At 66.3% G+C, this 17936-nt stretch carries 14 protein-coding genes; 13 read left to right on the plus strand and 1 reads right to left on the minus strand.

Annotated features, from left to right (window positions below):
• Nucleotides 1-100: 100 nt before the first annotated feature.
• The 6 genes from mutS (at nt 101) to AAFF19_RS17130 (ending at nt 7019) form a co-directional block, all read left to right on the plus strand.
• Nucleotides 101-2722, plus strand: coding sequence for a DNA mismatch repair protein MutS (mutS, locus tag AAFF19_RS17105; protein WP_342720618.1), 2622 nt, complete (start codon nt 101-103; stop codon nt 2720-2722).
• Between the two features lie 67 nt (nt 2723-2789).
• Nucleotides 2790-3191 carry a hypothetical protein gene (locus AAFF19_RS17110; RefSeq protein WP_342720619.1) on the plus strand — a complete coding sequence of 134 codons (402 nt, stop codon included), beginning with the start codon at nt 2790-2792 and terminating at the stop codon, nt 3189-3191.
• Entirely contained in the window at nt 3178-3489 is a 312-nt protein-coding gene (locus AAFF19_RS17115) for a CcdB family protein (protein WP_342720620.1), read from the plus strand. The genes AAFF19_RS17110 and AAFF19_RS17115 overlap by 14 nt, the downstream gene beginning before the upstream one ends.
• 47 nt (nt 3490-3536) lie before the next feature.
• Nucleotides 3537-3713 (plus strand): hypothetical protein, encoded by a 177-nt coding sequence (locus tag AAFF19_RS17120; RefSeq protein ID WP_342720621.1) that lies wholly within the window; start codon nt 3537-3539, stop codon nt 3711-3713.
• Complete coding sequence (locus AAFF19_RS17125; protein WP_342720622.1) at nt 3710-6751, plus strand: DNA methyltransferase; 3042 nt, start codon at nt 3710-3712, stop codon at nt 6749-6751. Before AAFF19_RS17120 ends, AAFF19_RS17125 begins: the two co-directional genes overlap by 4 nt.
• A gap of 1 nt (nt 6752) precedes the next feature.
• The gene (locus tag AAFF19_RS17130; protein WP_342720623.1) at nt 6753-7019 is read left to right on the plus strand and encodes a hypothetical protein; all 267 of its coding nucleotides are present in this window, start codon (nt 6753-6755) and stop codon (nt 7017-7019) included.
• 38 nt (nt 7020-7057) lie between these two features.
• Here the strand turns inward: AAFF19_RS17130 and AAFF19_RS17135 are convergent, their stop codons facing one another.
• Entirely contained in the window at nt 7058-8269 is a 1212-nt protein-coding gene (locus tag AAFF19_RS17135) for a lipase family protein (protein ID WP_342720624.1), read from the minus strand.
• Nucleotides 8270-8557: 288 nt separating this feature from the next.
• Between AAFF19_RS17135 and AAFF19_RS17140 the strand changes: the two genes are divergently transcribed.
• The 7 genes from AAFF19_RS17140 (at nt 8558) to AAFF19_RS17170 (ending at nt 17893) form a co-directional block, all read left to right on the plus strand.
• Nucleotides 8558-9385, plus strand: a complete 828-nt coding sequence (locus AAFF19_RS17140; protein ID WP_342720625.1) for a proteasome-type protease — start codon at nt 8558-8560, stop codon at nt 9383-9385.
• A 63-nt stretch (nt 9386-9448) separates the two neighbouring features.
• A complete protein-coding gene (locus AAFF19_RS17145) occupies nt 9449-10270 on the plus strand; it encodes an alpha/beta hydrolase (RefSeq protein ID WP_182119941.1) in 822 nt (273 codons plus the stop codon).
• A 127-nt stretch (nt 10271-10397) separates the two neighbouring features.
• The gene (locus tag AAFF19_RS17150; RefSeq protein ID WP_342720626.1) at nt 10398-11222 is read left to right on the plus strand and encodes a carotenoid biosynthesis protein; all 825 of its coding nucleotides are present in this window, start codon (nt 10398-10400) and stop codon (nt 11220-11222) included.
• The gene (locus AAFF19_RS17155) at nt 11219-12694 is read left to right on the plus strand and encodes an oxygenase MpaB family protein (RefSeq protein ID WP_342720627.1); all 1476 of its coding nucleotides are present in this window, start codon (nt 11219-11221) and stop codon (nt 12692-12694) included. The genes AAFF19_RS17150 and AAFF19_RS17155 overlap by 4 nt, the downstream gene beginning before the upstream one ends.
• An 11-nt stretch (nt 12695-12705) precedes the next feature.
• Complete coding sequence (locus tag AAFF19_RS17160) at nt 12706-14499, plus strand: diguanylate cyclase (RefSeq protein WP_342720628.1); 1794 nt, start codon at nt 12706-12708, stop codon at nt 14497-14499.
• A gap of 13 nt (nt 14500-14512) precedes the next feature.
• The gene (locus tag AAFF19_RS17165; protein ID WP_342720629.1) at nt 14513-16306 is read left to right on the plus strand and encodes a diguanylate cyclase; all 1794 of its coding nucleotides are present in this window, start codon (nt 14513-14515) and stop codon (nt 16304-16306) included.
• Nucleotides 16307-16408: 102 nt separating this feature from the next.
• The gene (locus AAFF19_RS17170) at nt 16409-17893 is read left to right on the plus strand and encodes an FAD-binding oxidoreductase (protein ID WP_342720630.1); all 1485 of its coding nucleotides are present in this window, start codon (nt 16409-16411) and stop codon (nt 17891-17893) included.
• Nucleotides 17894-17936 lie beyond the last annotated feature (43 nt).

The raw sequence follows: 17936 nt of genomic DNA on the forward strand, positions 1-17936 counted from the left end.
AGAAAACCCGCATGTTTCCTCTCGGGGAAAACCCGAGCTCACCGGCCGTTGCGCGCGGGGCGAACTGCTACAGTCCACGCCTCATTCCAGAGCCCCCTGCATGTCCGACACGTTTGAGCACCACACGCCCATGATGGCCCAGTACCTCACGCTCAAGGCGGGGTATCCGGAGACGTTGCTGTTCTACCGCATGGGCGACTTCTACGAAGTCTTCTGGCAAGACGCCGAAAAGGCTGCGCGCCTGCTCGACATCACGCTCACACAGCGCGGCCAGTCGGGCGGTCAGCCGGTGGTGATGGCGGGTGTGCCCTTCCACGCGCTGGAGAACTACCTGGCCCGCCTCATCAAGATGGGCGAGTCGGTGGCCATTGCCGAGCAGGTGGGCGAGGTGGGCGCGAGCAAGGGCCCGGTGGAGCGCAAGGTGGTGCGCGTGGTCACGCCCGGCACGCTGACCGACACGGAGCTGCTGTCCGACAAATCCGAATCGCTGCTGATGGCCGTGCACCAGGCGCCGCGTGCACGCTGTGGACTGGCGTGGCTCAGCGTGACGCAGGGCCGCGTCTTCCTGGCCGAATGTGCGCAGGACGAACTCGGCGCGTGGCTGGCGCGCGTGGCGCCCAGCGAACTGATCTACAGCGCGGGCGTCACCGAGCGCTTTGAGCAGCAACTGCAGGTGCTGCGCCAAAGCGGCGCCTTCACCTGCGCCATGAGTCCCCGGCCCGACTGGCAGTTCGACAGCGCCCTGGGCGAACGCAAGCTGCTAGAAAACCTGGGCGCCGCCAGCCTGCAGGCCTGGGGTGCACAAGACTTGGGCGAGGCGCACGCAGCCGCTGCCGGGTTGCTGACCTATGCCGAGCACACGCAGGGCCGCACGCTTACGCACGTGCACAGCGTGCAGGTGCAGCGGTGCGACGACCTCATCGACCTGCCCGCCACCACGCGCCGCAACCTGGAACTCGTCAAGACCCTGCGTGGCGACGATGCGCCCACGCTGTTTTCGCTGCTCGATACCTGCATGACCGGCATGGGCAGCCGCCTGCTCAAGACCTGGCTGCTGGAGCCCCAACGCGACCGCGCCGCAGCGCGCCAGCGCCTGTCGGCCACCACCGCGCTGCGCGGTGCGGGCGGCGCCGGTGGCGGCAGTGGCCCCTGGGCCTTGCTGCGCGGCGAACTCAAAGGGGTGAGCGATGTGGAGCGCATCACCGCCCGCATCGCCTTGCGTCAGGTGCGCCCGCGCGAATTGGTGGGCCTGGGCAAAACGCTACAAAAAGCAGAGCTACTCGCGCTTAATGGACAAGCGCTGGAGCCCTATTTGATTCAAATCTTCGGCCATCTGCAGCCGCCCGAGGGCTGCACCGGCCTGCTGCAGGCCGCCATTGCCGAGGAGCCCGCCGCCCTGGTGCGCGACGGTGGCGTGATTGCCAACGGCTTTGACACCGAGCTCGATGAGCTGCGCGCCATCCAGACCAACTGCGACGCCTTCCTGCTGGACCTGGAGACCCGCGAGAAAGCCCGCACCGGCATCCCCAACCTGCGCGTGCAGTTCAACAAGGTGCACGGCTTCTATATTGAAGTGACCGGCAGCCACCTCGACCGCGTACCCGACGACTACCGCCGCCGCCAGACGCTCAAAAACGCCGAGCGCTTCATCACACCCGAGCTGAAAACCTTCGAGGACAAGGCCCTGTCGGCCAACGAACGTGCCCTGGCCCGCGAGAAATGGCTGTACGAGCAGATCCTCGACCAGCTCCAACCCCACGTGCCCGCCCTCACCCGCCTGGCCCAGGCGCTGGCCACGCTGGATGTGCTGTGCACACTGGCCGAACGCTCGCTCACGCTGAACTGGTGCGCGCCGCAGTTTGTGCCCGAGCCCTGCATCGAGATCGAAGGCGGCCGCCACCCCGTGGTCGAAGCCCGCCTGGCCGAGACATCCAGCGGCAGCTTCATCGCCAACCACACGCGCCTGAACGCCAACACGCGCATGCAGGTCATCACCGGCCCCAACATGGGCGGTAAATCGACCTACATGCGGCAGGTGGCGCTCATCGTGCTGCTGGCCAGCATGGGCAGCCATGTGCCCGCCGCCAGTTGCCGCCTGGGGCCCATCGACGCCATCCACACCCGCATCGGCGCGGCGGACGACCTGGCCAACGCGCAGTCCACCTTCATGCTGGAGATGACCGAGGCCGCGCAGATATTGCACGCGGCCACGCCCCACAGCCTGGTGCTGATGGACGAGATCGGCCGCGGCACCAGCACCTTTGACGGCCTGGCGCTGGCCAGCGGCATCGCCACGCACCTGCACGACAAGACGCGCGCCTTTGTGCTGTTTGCCACGCACTATTTCGAGCTGACCGACCTGCCCGCCAAGGCGCGCCACGCGATCAACATGCATGTGAGCGCCACCGAGGCGGGTGCCGACATCGTCTTTTTGCACGAGATCCAGCCCGGCCCCGCCAGCCGCAGCTACGGCATCCAGGTGGCCAAGCTGGCGGGCATGCCCTCGCCCGTGCTGCACCACGCAAGGCATGCGCTGGCCGCGCTCGAAGAACGCGCGGGTGAAGATGATTTGCAGGTAGACCTGTTCGCCGCCCCCGAGGTGCCCGAGAGCGCGGGCGCCAGCCCGCTGGAAGCCGCACTGACCGCCATCAACCCCGACGCATTGAGCCCGCGTGAGGCACTGGATGCGCTGTACCAGCTCAAGAAGATGGTGCGGGCCTGATCGACCTGGTTTGACTCCCTCCATTTCATGCCGCATGATGGCATGACGTTTTTTGAAGGAGCACGCCATGCTCAAGGAAGTGGGCGCCAGCGGCCAGATATCGCTGGGCAAGAAGTACGCCGGGCAATTGTTCGAGGTGCAAACGGCGCCCGACGGCACCATCACGCTGATGCCGGTCAAGGTGGTGCCCGCCCCCCTCACCGCACAGGAGGAGCCCGCCCGCTACGCCGCCACGTCAACCAGCGGAGATGGCTGGCTTACCCCCGAGCGCCTGGCGCGCCGCGCTGCCGCCGCCGCACGCAGCCCGGCTGAAATGAAAGCCGCGCGCAACCAGTGGGAAGAAGAAAACAAGGAAGCCATTGAGGCCATGAACCAGCGCATGGCCAACATTGGCTCCATGGCGCGCCGCATTCACGAGTGGCGCAAGGCCAAAGCGCAACAGGCAGCAGCAACCGATGGCGCAGTTTGACGTCTACCCGAACCCGCTGGAGGAGTTGCGCACCACCCACCCCTACGTGGTGCAAGTGCGAAGTCATTTCCTCAAGCGCCCTGTCGCCGTCATGGCGGTTCCACTCGCCCCCTTGGACAACCCACAGCACGCCACCGTGCTGAACCCCAAGCTGGAGGTGGCAGGGCAAGCTTTCGTGCTGGAGACATTGGCCATCGGTTCGTTTGAACCCGGCGAACTGCGCAGCCCGCTCGCCAATCTCGGCCAGAATGCCCAAGCCATCTGGGACGCGCTGGACTACGCCCTGCACGGTTACTGACCGCTCGTGGTGACCCAATGCGCCCAAGGCAAACAACACCCCCAACGATGACCCTGCCCCAGGAAGTCGATGCCAGCAGCGCCCTCACCCCGCCATCCTTAGCCGTGGCACCCACCACCGACACCGACCATTACAACGCCTGGGCCGAGCAACGCGTGCCGTACTCCCAGCGTGTGCGCCGCTGGCCTGCAGGCCAACGGCCGAACAACCAAACTAACCCATGACCCCCCAAGACTTCATCGCCAAATGGGGCGCGCCCGGTGGCGTGCCCGGCCCGGCCTACGCCCTGAACGAAGAACAAGGCGCGCAAAGCCACTTTCTGGACCTGTGCGAACTGCTCGGCGTGCCCAAGCCCGGCAGTGCCGAGGGCTACCGGTTTGAAGAAAAAAGTGCGGTCATTGGCGGCAAGACGGGCTATTGCGACGTTTTCATGCGCGGCGTGTTTGCGTGGGAGAACAAAGCGCCCGGCAAAAACCTCGACACCGCGCTCAAGCAACTGCTCACCTACAGCCTGGCGCTGTCCAACCCGCCCATCCTGGTCGTGTCCGATCGGCTCAGCATCCGCATCCACACCCAGTTCACGGGCCACCCCAGCGCCACGCACACCGTCGCCATCGACGAGATGGACCAGCCGGACAAGCTGGCCCTGCTGCGCCGCATCTGGCAGGCCCCAGAAAGTTTCAAGCCGCGCCAGACCAACCGCGACATCACCGAGGCCGCCGCCCAGAGCTTTGCCGCCCTGGCCGAAGGCCTGCGCCAGCGCGGCGCCACGGCCGATGAGCCCGCCGCCAGCCAGCAGCAGCGCGCCAACCTGGTGGCGCACTTCCTCACGCAGTGCCTGTTCTGCTTTTTTGCCGAAGACGTGGGCCTGCTGCCGGGGCGCATGTTCGAGCGCCTGCTGAACAACAAGCAAGCCACGCCCGAACGCCTCGGCCACGGCCTCACGCAGTTGTTCAGCGCCATGAAAGACGGCGGCCTCTACGGCGTGGACGACATTCCGTGGTTCAACGGCGGGCTGTTCCAGACCATTGCCGTGCCCGCCCTTTCCGCGCCAGACCTCGCAGAGCTGCGCCGCGCCGCCGACCTGGACTGGAGCGCCATCGACGTCTCCATCTTCGGCACCCTGTTCGAACGCGGCCTGGACCCTGCCAAACGCAGCCAGCTTGGCGCGCACTACACCGACCCGGCCACCATCGAGCGCCTCATCAACCCCGTCATCCGCCGCCCATTGCTACAAAAATGGGAGCTGGTAGCGCAACAGATACAAGGGCTGGCGGCCAAAATCACCAAAAAAGGCGACAAACACTACCGCGCAGCGCACGCCCTGTTCGTCACCTGGCTCGACGAACTCAAGCACTTCCGCGCCCTCGACCCGGCCTGCGGCAGCGGCAACTTTCTGTACCTCGCCCTCAAGTGCCTGAAAGACGTGGAGCACCACAGCCACCTGCAGGCCACCGAACTGGGCCTGGACCGCGAGGCCGACCTGGTGACCGGCCCGCACAACGTGCTGGGCATCGAGCTGAACGAATACGCCGCCGAACTGGCCCGCGTCACCGTGTGGATTGGCGAACTGCAATGGCGCCTGGCGCACGGCTACGAGTTCAAGACCAACCCCGTGCTCGACACGCTGGAACACATCGAATGCCGCGATGCGCTGCTGGCCGAGGGCGGCGCCGAAGCCGCGTGGCCTGCGGCGGATGTGGTGGTGGGGAACCCGCCGTTTTTGGGCGACAAGAAAATGCGCGCCGAACTGGGCGACGCCACCACCACCCTGCTGCGCAAAACCTACGAAGGCCGCGTGCCCGGCGGCGCCGACCTGGTGTGCTACTGGTTCGACAAGGCCCGCGCGCAGATGGCGGCAGGCCAGTTGCTGCGCGCCGGGCTGGTCACCACCAACTCGATTCGCGGCGGCGCCAACCGCAAGGTGCTGGATGCGATCTGCACACAGACGCGCATCTTTGAGGCCTGGAGCGATGAGCCGTGGGTGAACAACGGTGCAGCGGTGCGGGTTTCGCTGGTGGCGTTTGGCACTGCTGAGCAGCCTGCATTGCTCGACGGCTCTCCCGTCTCGGCAATCTACAGCGACTTGCACGCTGCGGGCGAGCACACCACCGACCTCTCCACCGCGCAACGCTTGCGCACCAATGCAGGAGTTAGCTTTCAAGGCCCCGTGCTGGTGGGCGATTTCGAGGTGGGGGCTGACATAGCAATCGCGTGGCTGGCAAGTCCCAACCCACATGGACATTCCAACGCAGAGGTGTTACGCCCACTCACGAACGGCAAGGACATTACAAGTCGAAGCCGGGGCTTATGGGTGGTTGACTTCAGTAGTCGGCCCATTGCGGAAGCATCGCTCTACACGGAGCCATTCACGCATGTTGAGAAAGCCGTGAAGCCGATGCGAATGGCCAGCAACGACGCGAGTCGAAAAGCCCGCTGGTGGCTCCACGGACGCTCAGGTACCGACTACCGAGCGGCGACAGCCCAGATTCCGCGTTATCTAGCGACTTCGCAAGTATCAAAACACCGCGTTTTCGTGTGGCAGCCGAGCATTGTTTGGCCGCATCAGACCGTCATCGCCATCGCCCGCGCCGACGACACCACCTTCGGCATCCTGCACAGCCGCTTCCACGAACTCTGGGCGCTGCGCATGGGCACCTCGCTGGAAGACCGGCCGCGCTACACCCCCACCACCTGCTTCGAAACCTTCCCCTTTCCCGCAGGCCTCACCCCGGCAGACACCGCGCACCAGCGCACCGAGGCGGTGGAAGGCGGCGCGCTGATTCCGGCCGACCTTCCAGATACTTTGTCAGACGCCTTGCCCACAGAGGATTTCAAGCCAAATCAGCCGCTAGCGCCCGCCCATCAAGCGCCAGCAGCTATCAAAACCATACCACCCCGCCAGGCGGCCACCGCGATTGCACAGGCCGCCCAGCGCCTCAACACCCTGCGCCAGGCCTGGCTGAACCCGCCGGAATGGACGGACACCGTGCCCGAGGTGGTGCCGTTGGGGCTGCAGCACTCGCCCTACCCCGACCGCACGGTGCCCAAGCCCGGTTTCGAAAAAGACCTGGCCAAGCGCACGCTCACCAACCTCTACAACCAGCGCCCCGCCTGGCTGGCCGCCGCCCATGCGCAGCTGGATGCAGCGGTGGCAGCAGCCTATGGCTGGGCCGACTACACGGCAGACATGCCCGATGATGAAATCCTGCGCCGCCTGCTGGCGCTGAACCTGCAACGCTGCACATCTGAAGGAGCCTGACATGCGCCCTGCCCCTGCGACACCCGAGGAAGTCGGCGACGGCGAGGACCGCCTGGTGGATGTGCACAGCCCCGAGGTGCCGCAGTCCATCCGCACCCGGGTGCAGGCCTTGGCGCAGCCGGGCGACCAGCTGTGGCGCTGCCCGCGCCTGTCGGCGCCCCGCGGGGCGCTGGGCCTTCTGGGTGTAGGCCCGCGGGATGTGGTGATCGAGTGGTGGCTGCTGGACGCGCAGGGTGAGCTGATCGAGGCGTTCTGGGAAGAGGCATGAGTCGCACCGCAGCCCCCCAGGGCTGCACCGCGGCGGGCTCACAAATCCTGCGCCACCGTTGCGAACTGCCCCAGCATGAAGGTGATGAACGGCGGCACGCATTGCAGGTGCCCGGCCACGGGCTGCGCGCGGCATTCGGTCAGGCTCACCAGGTCGCCCGCGCCCCGCTGCTGCATGGCGCGCACGGTGCTGACCGAGCTGGCGTAGGGCACGGTGCGGTCATCGCGGCCGTGGTACAGGCGCACGGGCACGCCGGGTTTCCAGTCGTACACGTTGCTGGCGCGGGCCAGGGCCTGCACATCGTCGGCCAGAAAGTGGTCGATGAAGCGCGTGTCGTAGGCCACGTCGGCATCGCCCGGGATCAGCGCGCGCAGCAGCAGGCGGCGCACCTCGCGCTGTACGCTGCCGCCCAGGTAGCGCAGCAGCCCCGGGTTAAGGAGCGCGCCGATCACCGGCTGCTCCTGCCGCACCAGGTCCACCAGGCCTTCCATGGTGGTCTGCACGTTGTAGGGCCCGGCGCCCGGCACCACCATGCGCAGGTGCTGCAGATGGGGTGATGCGCTGGCTTGCAGCGCGCGGTGGGCGGCCAGGGTGACGTAGCCGCCTTCGGAGTAGCCGGTCAGAAAGAGCTGGCCGTTGTCGGCCACGCCGGCCTGGCCGCGCCAGGTGCGGGCTGCGGTCAGAAAATCCACCGTGGCGGCCGCGGACGGCGCCGCCAGCAGGTAGGGGTGGGGCGTGCCCCTGGAGGCGCCAAAGCCCACGTAGTCGGGCGCCAGCACGATGTAGCCCAGCGACGCCAGCACCACCGCCACCTCCGACGCCACGGCGTTGTTGCTGGGCGCCTCGGCATCGCGGAACAGGGTGCCGTGCTGGTAGCTGAGCACCGGGCTTTGGGCGCCGGCGGGCTTTTGCGGCACGCTGACCAGGCCCGAGGCCCGCACCTCGTTGCCGTCGGCGTCGGTGGTGAGGTATTCGAGCCGGTAGGCGGTAACGCTGTAGCGCGGCACGACGCCCTCGGCCAGCGACTCCTTGGCGGCCAAGGCGGCAGCAATGTCGGCGGCGGCAATGCTGCCAAGGCGGGCGGCAGATTCGAGCTGGCCGGCGCGCACCGGCGGCGGGGGCGGCGGTGGCGGGGTGCCGCCATCGGCGGGGTCATCGTTGCCCCCGCCGCCACAGGCGGCCAGCGTGGCGATGAGGGCCAGCGCCAACGCGCGGCGACTTGCGGACAGCGTCATCGGGAGGGTGAACATGGCGGGGCTTTCGGAGGTGATGCCACCGATGATAGGAGCGTGCGCCCGGCGCTGCCCGCTGCTGCCGGAAAACCACCCGCCAAGCGGGCCGGAACCATCGGTGGAAGGACAGCGGCGCGATTTATATGGCAAAAAGTGGCTCCAGCGCTTATCCAACAAGTGCAGGCAGCTATTATTTTTATGAATCTATCGGGGGCTCTGCCGGGCCCGACCTGCGCGCGCCAGCGCCCGCCCGCCGCGCCCGACTTAAACTCCCCGTCTCCCCTGTCCAACGATTGCCATTCCTTCATGACGTATTGCGTCGCCATCAAACTCAACGCCGGGCTGGTTTTCCTGTCCGATTCGCGCACCAATGCGGGCCTGGACCAGATCAGCTCTTTTCGCAAGATGATGGTGTACGAGAAGGCGGGCGACCGTTTCATGGTGCTGCTGTCGGCAGGCAACCTGTCCATCTCCCAGTCGGTGCGCGAGATCCTGCAGACGGAGCAGCTCAAGGACGGAGATTCGGGCGAGACGATCTCGATCTGGAACGCCAAGAGCATGTTCGACGCCGCCCGCGTGCTGGGCGCCGCCGTGCGCCATGTGCATGAGCGCGACGGCACGGCGCTCAAGCGCTCGGGCGTGGACTTCAATGTGTCCATGGTGTTTGGTGGCCAGATCAAGGGCGAGGGCATGCGCCTGTTTCAGGTGTATTCGGCCGGCAATTTCATCGAGGCCACATCCGAGACGCCCTACTTCCAGGTGGGAGAGTCGAAATACGGCAAGCCCGTGCTCGACCGCGTTCTCACCCCCGAAACGCCGCTGGATGAAGCCGCCAAATGCGCGCTGGTGTCGATGGACAGCACGCTCAAGTCGAACCTGTCCGTGGGCCTGCCGCTGGACCTGGTGGTGTACGAGGTGGACCGCTTTTGCACCGAGAAGGTGGTCTGCATCGATGAGAACAACCCGTATTTCCGGATGCTGCACGACAGCTGGGGCGAAAAGCTGCGCCAGGTGTTCGACAGCATCGAAGACCCCGCCTGGGGCGGTGGCGCCACGAGCGTGCCTATCCTTGTGAACCCTTCGCGCAGCAAGCCGCTCAAGAAGATCACGAACCATCTGGACAAACTCGTCTGACCTGCCCGTGCGGGCCTGGTGCGCCACCGCAGGGTGTGTTGCGCGCGGCCCCCTCACCACTCCATGCTTCCCATCGTTTTCTCGCACGCGAACAGCTTTCCGGCCAGCACTTACCGTGTGCTTTTCAGGCACCTCAAGGCCCGGGGGTTTGACGTCAGCGCGGTCGACAGCTTTGGCCACGACCCCCAATTCCCGGTGACCAACAACTGGCCGCATCTGGTGCAGCAACTGGCGGATTTCGCGTCGGCCCAGGTGCAGCGCCTGGGCGAGCCGGTGTTTCTGGTGGGCCATTCGCTGGGCGGGTTTTTGAGCGTGATGGCCGCAGCGCGCCACCCGGAGCTGGCGCGCGGTGTGCTGCTGATCGACTCCCCGCTCCTGGGGGGCTGGAAGGCCAACGCGCTGGGCGTGGCCAAGCGCACCCAGGTGGTGGGCTCCATCTCGCCGGGCAAGGTGAGCCGGCAGCGGCGCTTCAGCTGGGCCAGCAACGATGAGGCGATGGAGCACTTTCGAAAGAAAAAAGCCTTTGCCCGCTGGAACCCCGAGGTGCTGCAGGACTACATCACCCATGGCCTGCGCGACCACGAGGGCAAACGCGTGCTGGGCTTCGACCGCGCCGTGGAGACCGCGATCTACAACACGCTGCCGCACAACCTGGGCCGCCTGCTCAGCACCCACCCGCTGCGCTGCCCGGCAGCGTTCATCGGCGGACGGGATTCGGACGAAATGAAGCAGGTGGGCATGGCCATGACGCTGCGCATCACCGAAGGCCGCACCATGATGCTGGACGGCAGCCACCTGTTCCCCATGGAGCAACCGGTGGCCACGGCGGCGGCCATTGAGGCTTCGCTCCTCAATCTCGCAGCATTCAAGCCGCAACACCGCTAAAAATCACACCAACGGGTTGTAAACCTGCACCAAAAAGCAGGTAGTACGCGAAGTTGGGGTAGCCAGCGGAAGCATTCACGCATCCATCCCCTACACTGGAGGATTGTTACAGCGTGATACAGCCACCATGCCTGCGCAATCCCCCTTGGCCAGGCGCCTGCCGGCGCTGAGCTTTGCCCTACTGTCTGCCTATCTGGCAGCCACGGCTGCGCGCACCCACAACGACACCACGATCGCGATCGTGCTCGCGTCGGTACTGATGTTCGCGTGCTGCTGGGCCAGTGCCACCCACCTGCTGGGCGCGCGGGCGGCCCTGCAGTTCGTGGCCATCGCGGTGGGCTTTGGCTGGTTTGCAGAGCAGATGGGAACCACGCACGGCTGGTTCTTTGGCCACTACACCTACACCGATGTGCTGGGCGCGCGCCTGGTGGATGTGCCCATCGTCATCCCGATGATGTGGTTCGCGCTGGCGTACTCGGGCTATGTGATCAGCAACCTCATCGTGTGGCAGTCGCCTGTAGATGGGGCGCCCGGGCTGGGCAATGCCGTCATGCTGTCATTTCTGGCGGCCATGATCGTGACCGCCTTCGACCTGGGGGCCGACCCTTATCTGGTCTACACCCTGAAGGCGTGGATCATGGCCAAGACCGATGGCGCCTGGTTCGGGGAAACCGTGCAGGGCTTTTTTGGCTGGGTGTTTGTGGCGTTTGTCATCATCTTCGGCTTTCGGCTATCGGTGCGCCACCGTGCTCTGCAACCGGGCGGCCGGTTCCTGCCACGGCATGCCATGGTGCCGCTGGCGATCTACGCCTCGGGCATGGTGTTTCAGATGGTGCTGGGCAATCCGGTCGAAATCCGCTCGATCGCACCCTTTGCCATGGGCATTCCGCTGCTATGCGCCCTGGCCGGCCTGCAGCGCTGGCGCGCCGCAGCGCGGGAGGTACGCGTATGAACCGGGCCCATGGCCACACGCACAGCAAGCTGTCAGACGCCGAACTGGCGGCGATGCAGCACCATGCAGACCCGTTGGCAGACCAGACCCTTGAACGCATTCTGGGCGAATGGCCACAGGGCGATGTGGGCGTGGACGCACCGCAATGGGCACGCATCGACACCGTGAACCGCCTTTTTGCGCAGTGGGAGGACAACGCCAGCCTGCAGGGCTGGACCGCCCAGGGCGATGGCGTGGATGCGGCGATGTCGCTGGCGCTGAACCACTATGTGCAGACTGCGCAGGTGCTGCCGCCCTGGGCCGACGCACGCAAGATCGAGCGCGCCGAGAAGCTGTTCATGGAGCACGGAGCGCTGTCGTGCATCCTGCTGTTTTGCGCCAGCCTGCCCGAGTGCTATGTGATTCCCGACCTCTCCAGCGTGCTGCACACATCCGGACAGCTCGAGCAGAACGCCGAGTACCGCATCCGGTCCACCGCGGCCATGATCTTTCCGGTGATGATGCACGGTGGCCTGGGCCAGCGCGGCGCGGGCGTGGCGCAGGTGCTCAAGGTCCGGCTGATCCACGCGACCATCCGCAACCTGATCCTGCGCGGAAGCCCGCAAAGCGCGCTGGCCCAAATGCTTGCGGGGGGCGACGGGACCATCGCGCCACAGGCACTACCGCGCCAACAGGGCCGCCAGGCGCTGTTTCAGACGCTGTACGCCCGGGGCTGGAACCTGCAGGCCAACGGCCTGCCCTGCAATCAGGAAGAGCTGGCCTACACCTTGCTCACCTTCGGGTATGTTTTCCTGCGCAGCCTGCGCCGCCTGGGCATCGGCTTGCCCCAGGCCGATGAAGAGGCCTATCTGCACGCCTGGAACGTGGTGGGGCATATCCTGGGTATCGAACGCGCGCTGATGGTCGAGACCATGGGCCAGGGCCAGGCCCTGATGGCACAGATGCAGGCCAGGGGCCGGGCCGCGCCCGTGGCGCCCGACCCGCGCCCTGCGCTGGGCCAGGCCCTGATGCACACCATGGAAAACTCCCTGCCCTGGCGGATCGTGAAGCCCTTCCCGCAACTCATGACGCGCTACCTGTGCGGTCGCGCCACAGCCAGCGACCTGGGGCTCACGCAGCCGGTGCCCTGGCGGTCCGCCGTGCTCTTCTGGGGCGTCTTGCTGGTGGCGCGCATCATCGACACCGTTGTGCGCTGGGTCAGGCCGCGTTTTTCGATCGTGCGGGCGCTCACGCGGGTGCTCGGCTATCACTTCATGAGCCGTGTGCTGATGAGCCAGACGCGCCCGCTGCAGCTTCCCACGGAGCTGCTCAACCAGGTGGACGATGTGGTGCACAGCTGGAGCGATGACCGCCATGCGCCAGGCTGGCTGAACAGGCTGGAAGACCGCCTGACCACCCGCGGCAGCTGGGGCATGGGCCTGGCAGGCAAGGCGCAGGTGACAAGCCCGGCACCAGCCCGCCCTTCCCCCTGACTGTTGCTCCCATGCCGATGTACGCACTGCTCTGCACTCTTCTGATGTCGGCCCGGCTTCGCTGGGGCAAGCGCTGCGGCGTGGCGACTGCACTGCTCTGCCTGGTACTGCCAACGGCACTGCCCTTGAATGCACACGCAGGCAAGCCCCTGGTGTTGCCACAGGACAGGCCGCATGTGAACGCCTGGGATGTCATCACGCTCAAGGCGGATGCCAGCTACAAGCTGTCGGTACAGGACATGCTGGAGCGCCTGGACGAGTTCGAGGCCCCCACTGCGCCCGACGGCTCGCTGGGCGTGCGCAAGGCCGCCATGTGGCTGCACATACCTCTCATCGCTCCCGAGCCACTGCGCATGCCGTGGATGGTGGACGTCGGCTACAGCTCGCTGCAGGCAGAGATTTATCTGGTCTCCGGCGGCCAGGTGGTGCAGCAGGTGAGCACCAGCCGGCCGGATGAATCGCCGCTGTCCAGCCGGACGCCCGCGATGGCGTTTGAGCTGCAGCCCGGCCAGCCCTACGACCTCCTGATTCGGGTGCAGGCCACGGGGCCGCTCATCCTGCCCATCACCCTCGGCGAGATGCCCTACCAGTTGAACCAGGCCCTGCGCGAGCAGATGCTGCAGGGCGTGCTCAACGGGGTGGCGCTCTGCCTTCTGGTGTACAGCCTCTTTCAGTGGGCCACGCAGCGGGACCGCATGTTCGGCTTCTATGCACTGGTCGTGGTGGGCAGTGCGGGGTTTTCGCTGCAGGTCTTCGGCACGGGGGAACAGTTTCTGTGGACCGGCAACCTGTGGCTGCACCGCTACGCCGGCCCGTTGGCGGGGCTGGTGGCACTCGCGGGCTCCTTCCTCTTCCTGGGCCACATCCTGGCAGGCAACGCGCCGCGCAGCCTCTATGCACGGGCCATGCGCGCGGGTGCGGCAGTCACCACGCTGGTCTGCGTGGCGCTGGCGGTGGGCGTGTTGAGCGTGCCCGCGGCCATTGCCTTCATGAGCCTGGCAGGGCCGCTGCCGTCGCTGATCAGCCTGCCCCCGGCCATCCGGCGGGTGCGCCAGAACGACCCGATTGGCGCCACCTTGCTGGTGGCCTGGATCGTGTATGGCATCGCCGCGGGGGTCTTCGTATTCCTTGTCGCGGGCTGGTTGCCGGCGAACTTCTGGACGCTGCACGCGTTCCAGTTTGGCGCCACGGTGGACATGCTGCTGTTTCTGCGGGTACTGGCCCTGCGCGCGCAGGCCGTGCGGATCGAGGCACAGGAGGCCATCCGCGAGCGGGACATCATGCATTCGCTGGCCCACAGCGATCCGCTCACCGGCCTGTATAACCGCCGCGGCCTGCAGCATGCCTTGCAGATCGCTTTGACGACCGCATCCCCCCGCAGCCTGGTGGCGGTGTACCTGATGGATCTGGACGGCTTCAAGCCGGTCAATGACTCGTATGGCCACGATGTGGGAGACGATCTGCTGGTGGCCGTGGGCCACAGGCTGCAAGCCAATGTGCGCCACGACACCGACGTGGTCGCCCGACTGGGCGGGGATGAGTTCATCATCATGGCCCGCAACCTGGAGACGCCCGAGGCGGCGCAGGAGCTCGGCCGTTCTTTGCTGCGTGCCTTCGATACGCCGTTTGCGCTCAGCCATCTGCGCCTGAAGGTGGGGCTGACCATCGGCTACGCGCTGGCACCGCTCGACACGGACGACGCCCAGGCACTGATCCGGTTGGCCGATGCCGCCATGTACGCCGGCAAGCAAAGCGGCAAACACTCCGTGCGGCGCAACAGTGGTGAGCTCGCGCTTTCGTCCTGAGAGAATTTCCGCAATGCGTACCACCTGCCCCCCACCGCTGCAGAGATGGTCCGCGCTGGTCATCCGATGGGCGGCAGCATGCCTGGTGTGGCTGGTGGTGCTGACTGCAGGCGCCGATGCCAGGGCTGCCGGCAACCCGCTGGTGCTGCGCGATGACATGCCGACCATCGAGGCATGGTCAGCCGTGTCCATCCTCCCGGACCCGTCGCGCACGCTGTCGGTGCAGGACATGCTGGCGCGGTCGGCCGCGTTTGTGCGGCCGCCTGGCACCGACGGCACGCTGGGCGTACAGGCCGACCCCATGTGGCTGCGCATTCCCGTCTCTGTTTCGACAACGTCGGACGGCATCTGGGTGCTGGACATCGACTACCCGGTTCTGAACCGGGTCGAGATCTATCTGACCGCCAACGGCCAGGTGCTGCGGCAAGCCACCCTGGGCAGCCTGCAGCCGTTCTCCCAGCGCCCGTTGCTCAGCCGGTCGCATTCCCTGGGGATGCAGCTGCGGCCGGGGCAAAGCTACGACTTGCTGTTGCGCATCGAGACGCGCGGCGCGATGGTGCTGCCCATCACGCTGAACAAGCCAACCGCCTGGCACAGCCGAGCCCTGAACGAGCAGATGCTGCAGGGGATCCTGACGGGCTTGGCGCTTTGCCTGCTCATTTACAGCCTGGCACAGTGGGTCAACCTGCGCGACGTGCTGTTCATACAGTACGCACTGTTGCTGATGGGCAGCCTTTTGTTCTCGCTCCACCTGTTCGGGCTGGGCACGCAATACCTTTGGCGCGACAACCCGTGGATGGAAAGCCATGCAGCCGGCCTGTCTGCCCTGATGGCAACCTGCGGCTCGTTCCTGTTCATCAGCCAGGCCCTGGCCGGGCACCGCCCCAGGAGCCTGCTGCTGCGGACCATGCGCGGCGGAGCCATCCTGTGCGCAGTGCTGGGGCTGGCGTATGCCCTCGACCTCCTGAGTACCCGCGCCATTACCGGCGTGGTCAGCATCCTGGGGCTGGTGCCGGCGCTGATGGGCATACCCGGGGCGGTGCGGCGTGCACGCCAGGGCGATCCGGTGGGCACCAGCCTGCTGCTGGCATGGCTGGTCTACTTTGTGGCGACGGCGACGGTCATCGGTGTGATCCGGGGCTGGGTGCCCGTGAATTTCTGGACCCTCCACTCCTTCCAGTTTGGCGCCACGCTGGACATGCTCCTGTTCATGCGTGTGCTGGGCCTGCGCACCAAGGCGCTGCGCCTGGAGGCACTGGATGCCAACCGCGAGCGCGATGTCATGCGTTCTTTGGCGCATACCGACCCCCTGACCGGCCTGCCCAACCGCCGCGGCCTCAACATTTCCCTGGCCTCGGCACTGGCACGTTGCGGTCCTGACAAGCTGCTGGCGGTCTACGTGATGGATCTCGACGGTTTCAAGCCGGTCAACGACCGGCACGGTCACGATGTGGGCGACGAGCTTCTGATCGCAGTGACCCGCCGCCTTCAAAGCCATGTGCGCCAGTCCGATGTAGTCGCCCGCCTGGGGGGCGATGAATTCGTGGTGATGACGGGGCAGCTCAGCAGCGCACAGCAGGCCCAGGAGCTGGGATACAAGCTGCTGGATGCGTTCCGTACGCCCTTCTCGCTGGGCAACCTGCAGGTGCAGGTGGGGCTGACGATCGGCTACGCGATCGCGCCGGACGACAGCAACGATGCACTGGGCCTGCTCAAGCTGGCCGACGCTGCCATGTACAGCGGCAAGCAGGGCGGCAAGTTCTGCCTGCGCCGCAACACCGGCGATCTGGCACTGTCATCGGCCTGAGGCCCCGAGTCTGCGCCCGTCCTACCTGGCCATTTCGAACTGGTCAAACGCCCCGGCTTCCGGTACACACGGGGCTTCGCGTTCACCCGAGGATCGTTCGCCATGGCCCACCGCAAAAGCCCCGCCCGCATTGCCAAGGACGCCCGCATTGCGCGCTTGCGGGCATTGGCCACCCAACAGGCCGCACAGAACGCGACGGGCGCAGCCCTGACCTGGGACGCCGTGGCGGCGCTGGAGGCCCGACTGGTGGGCCGCATCGTGCTGCCCACCAGCCCCGACTACGACACGGCCCGGCGGGAATCCAACCCTGCGTTCCAGGCGTACCCCGAGATCATCGTGTACTGCGCGTGCGAGCACGATGTGCTCGAATGCCTGGCCGTGGCCCGTGCCTTCAACGTGTGGGTGGCCGTGCGCTGCGGCGGCCACAGCACGGCCGGCTACTCGGTCAACAGCGGCATGGTGATTGACCTGAGCGACATGAAAGGCGTGGTGCTCGACCGCCCCCGCGAATGCGTGCATGTGCTGCCGGGCACCGATTTCGACCATTTCAACGGCGCCATGAACCACACCGGCTGGCATGTTCCCACCGGGGCCTGTGGCAGCGTGTGCGTGGGAGGCTTCGTGCAGGGCGGCGGCTATGGCTATACCTCGCGGGCCTTCGGCATCCAGAGTGATCTGGTGGAATCGTTACGGGTGGCGCTGGCCGACGGCAGCATCGTCACGGCCAGCGCGCAGGAAAATCCGGGGCTCTACTGGGCCATGCGGGGCGGCACCGGCGGCAATTTTGGCGTGATGCTGCAGGTCACCTACCACATGCACCGGCTGGAACAGGTATGGGCCTGGTCCATCAGCTGGGATGCCGCACACGCCGCCGAGGCTCTGACCACCCTGCAGGCCCGCTACATGCGAACCGGCGCCCCGGATGCGCTGGGCTACATGATGAACCTCGGATTTCAGGGCGGGCAGCCGGTCTACATGGTGCAGGGCATGCTCTGCGGCACGCGCGATGCGGGCCTGAAAGCCATCGCAGAACTGTTGGCGATCCCTGGCGCGCAACTGCTGGTGGACCGGTCGGGAACCTACCCGGACATGAACCTCTGGCTGGAAGACCATCCCTACACCTTGCCAGACGGGCTGCCCGAGCACGTGGCAGAAACCAAGGCCTGCGGCTACATCAGCACGCCGCTGTCAAAGGCCGACTGGCAACGCATCATCGACTACTTCAAGACCTCGCCCAACCCCTGGTCGCTGGCCTATCTGGAACCCTATGGCGGCGCCATCAACCGCTATCCAGAGGCCGGCAGCGCTTTCATCCACCGCCATGTGGATGCGAACCTCGTGGCGGACGTGTTCTGGACCGATGACACGGAGCGAGCCCGGATGGAAGCCTGGCTCGACGGGTTCATGAACCTGGTCAGGCCCTTCCTGAACGGACATGTGTACCAGAACTACCCGGACGCACGCCTTGAGGACTTCGCCCACGCCTACTGGGGCCCGGCCTACCCGCAACTCCAGCAGGTCAAGGCGCAGTACGACCCCGGGAATTTTTTCCACTTCCAGCAAAGCATCCGCCTGCCAGGCCCGTAGAGCCACGCGACAAAACGTGCAGCGGGAACAGGCCGCTGCCGCT

The sequence above is a fragment of the Acidovorax sp. FHTAMBA genome (assembly GCF_038958875.1).
GTDB lineage: Bacteria > Pseudomonadota > Gammaproteobacteria > Burkholderiales > Burkholderiaceae_C > Acidovorax.

Bases quoted from the DNA above. Each gene is read 5' to 3' on its own strand.
- mutS (WP_342720618.1), top strand. From the start codon at position 101: ATGTCCGACACGTTTGAGCACCACACGCCCATGATGGCCCAGTACCTC.
- AAFF19_RS17110 (WP_342720619.1), top strand. From the start codon at position 2,790: ATGCTCAAGGAAGTGGGCGCCAGCGGCCAGATATCGCTGGGCAAGAAG.
- AAFF19_RS17115 (WP_342720620.1), top strand. From the start codon at position 3,178: ATGGCGCAGTTTGACGTCTACCCGAACCCGCTGGAGGAGTTGCGCACC.
- AAFF19_RS17120 (WP_342720621.1), top strand. From the start codon at position 3,537: ATGACCCTGCCCCAGGAAGTCGATGCCAGCAGCGCCCTCACCCCGCCA.
- AAFF19_RS17125 (WP_342720622.1), top strand. From the start codon at position 3,710: ATGACCCCCCAAGACTTCATCGCCAAATGGGGCGCGCCCGGTGGCGTG.
- AAFF19_RS17130 (WP_342720623.1), top strand. From the start codon at position 6,753: ATGCGCCCTGCCCCTGCGACACCCGAGGAAGTCGGCGACGGCGAGGAC.
- AAFF19_RS17135 (WP_342720624.1), bottom strand. From the start codon at position 8,269: ATGTTCACCCTCCCGATGACGCTGTCCGCAAGTCGCCGCGCGTTGGCG.
- AAFF19_RS17140 (WP_342720625.1), top strand. From the start codon at position 8,558: ATGACGTATTGCGTCGCCATCAAACTCAACGCCGGGCTGGTTTTCCTG.
- AAFF19_RS17145 (WP_182119941.1), top strand. From the start codon at position 9,449: ATGCTTCCCATCGTTTTCTCGCACGCGAACAGCTTTCCGGCCAGCACT.
- AAFF19_RS17150 (WP_342720626.1), top strand. From the start codon at position 10,398: ATGCCTGCGCAATCCCCCTTGGCCAGGCGCCTGCCGGCGCTGAGCTTT.
- AAFF19_RS17155 (WP_342720627.1), top strand. From the start codon at position 11,219: ATGAACCGGGCCCATGGCCACACGCACAGCAAGCTGTCAGACGCCGAA.
- AAFF19_RS17160 (WP_342720628.1), top strand. From the start codon at position 12,706: ATGCCGATGTACGCACTGCTCTGCACTCTTCTGATGTCGGCCCGGCTT.
- AAFF19_RS17165 (WP_342720629.1), top strand. From the start codon at position 14,513: ATGCGTACCACCTGCCCCCCACCGCTGCAGAGATGGTCCGCGCTGGTC.
- AAFF19_RS17170 (WP_342720630.1), top strand. From the start codon at position 16,409: ATGGCCCACCGCAAAAGCCCCGCCCGCATTGCCAAGGACGCCCGCATT.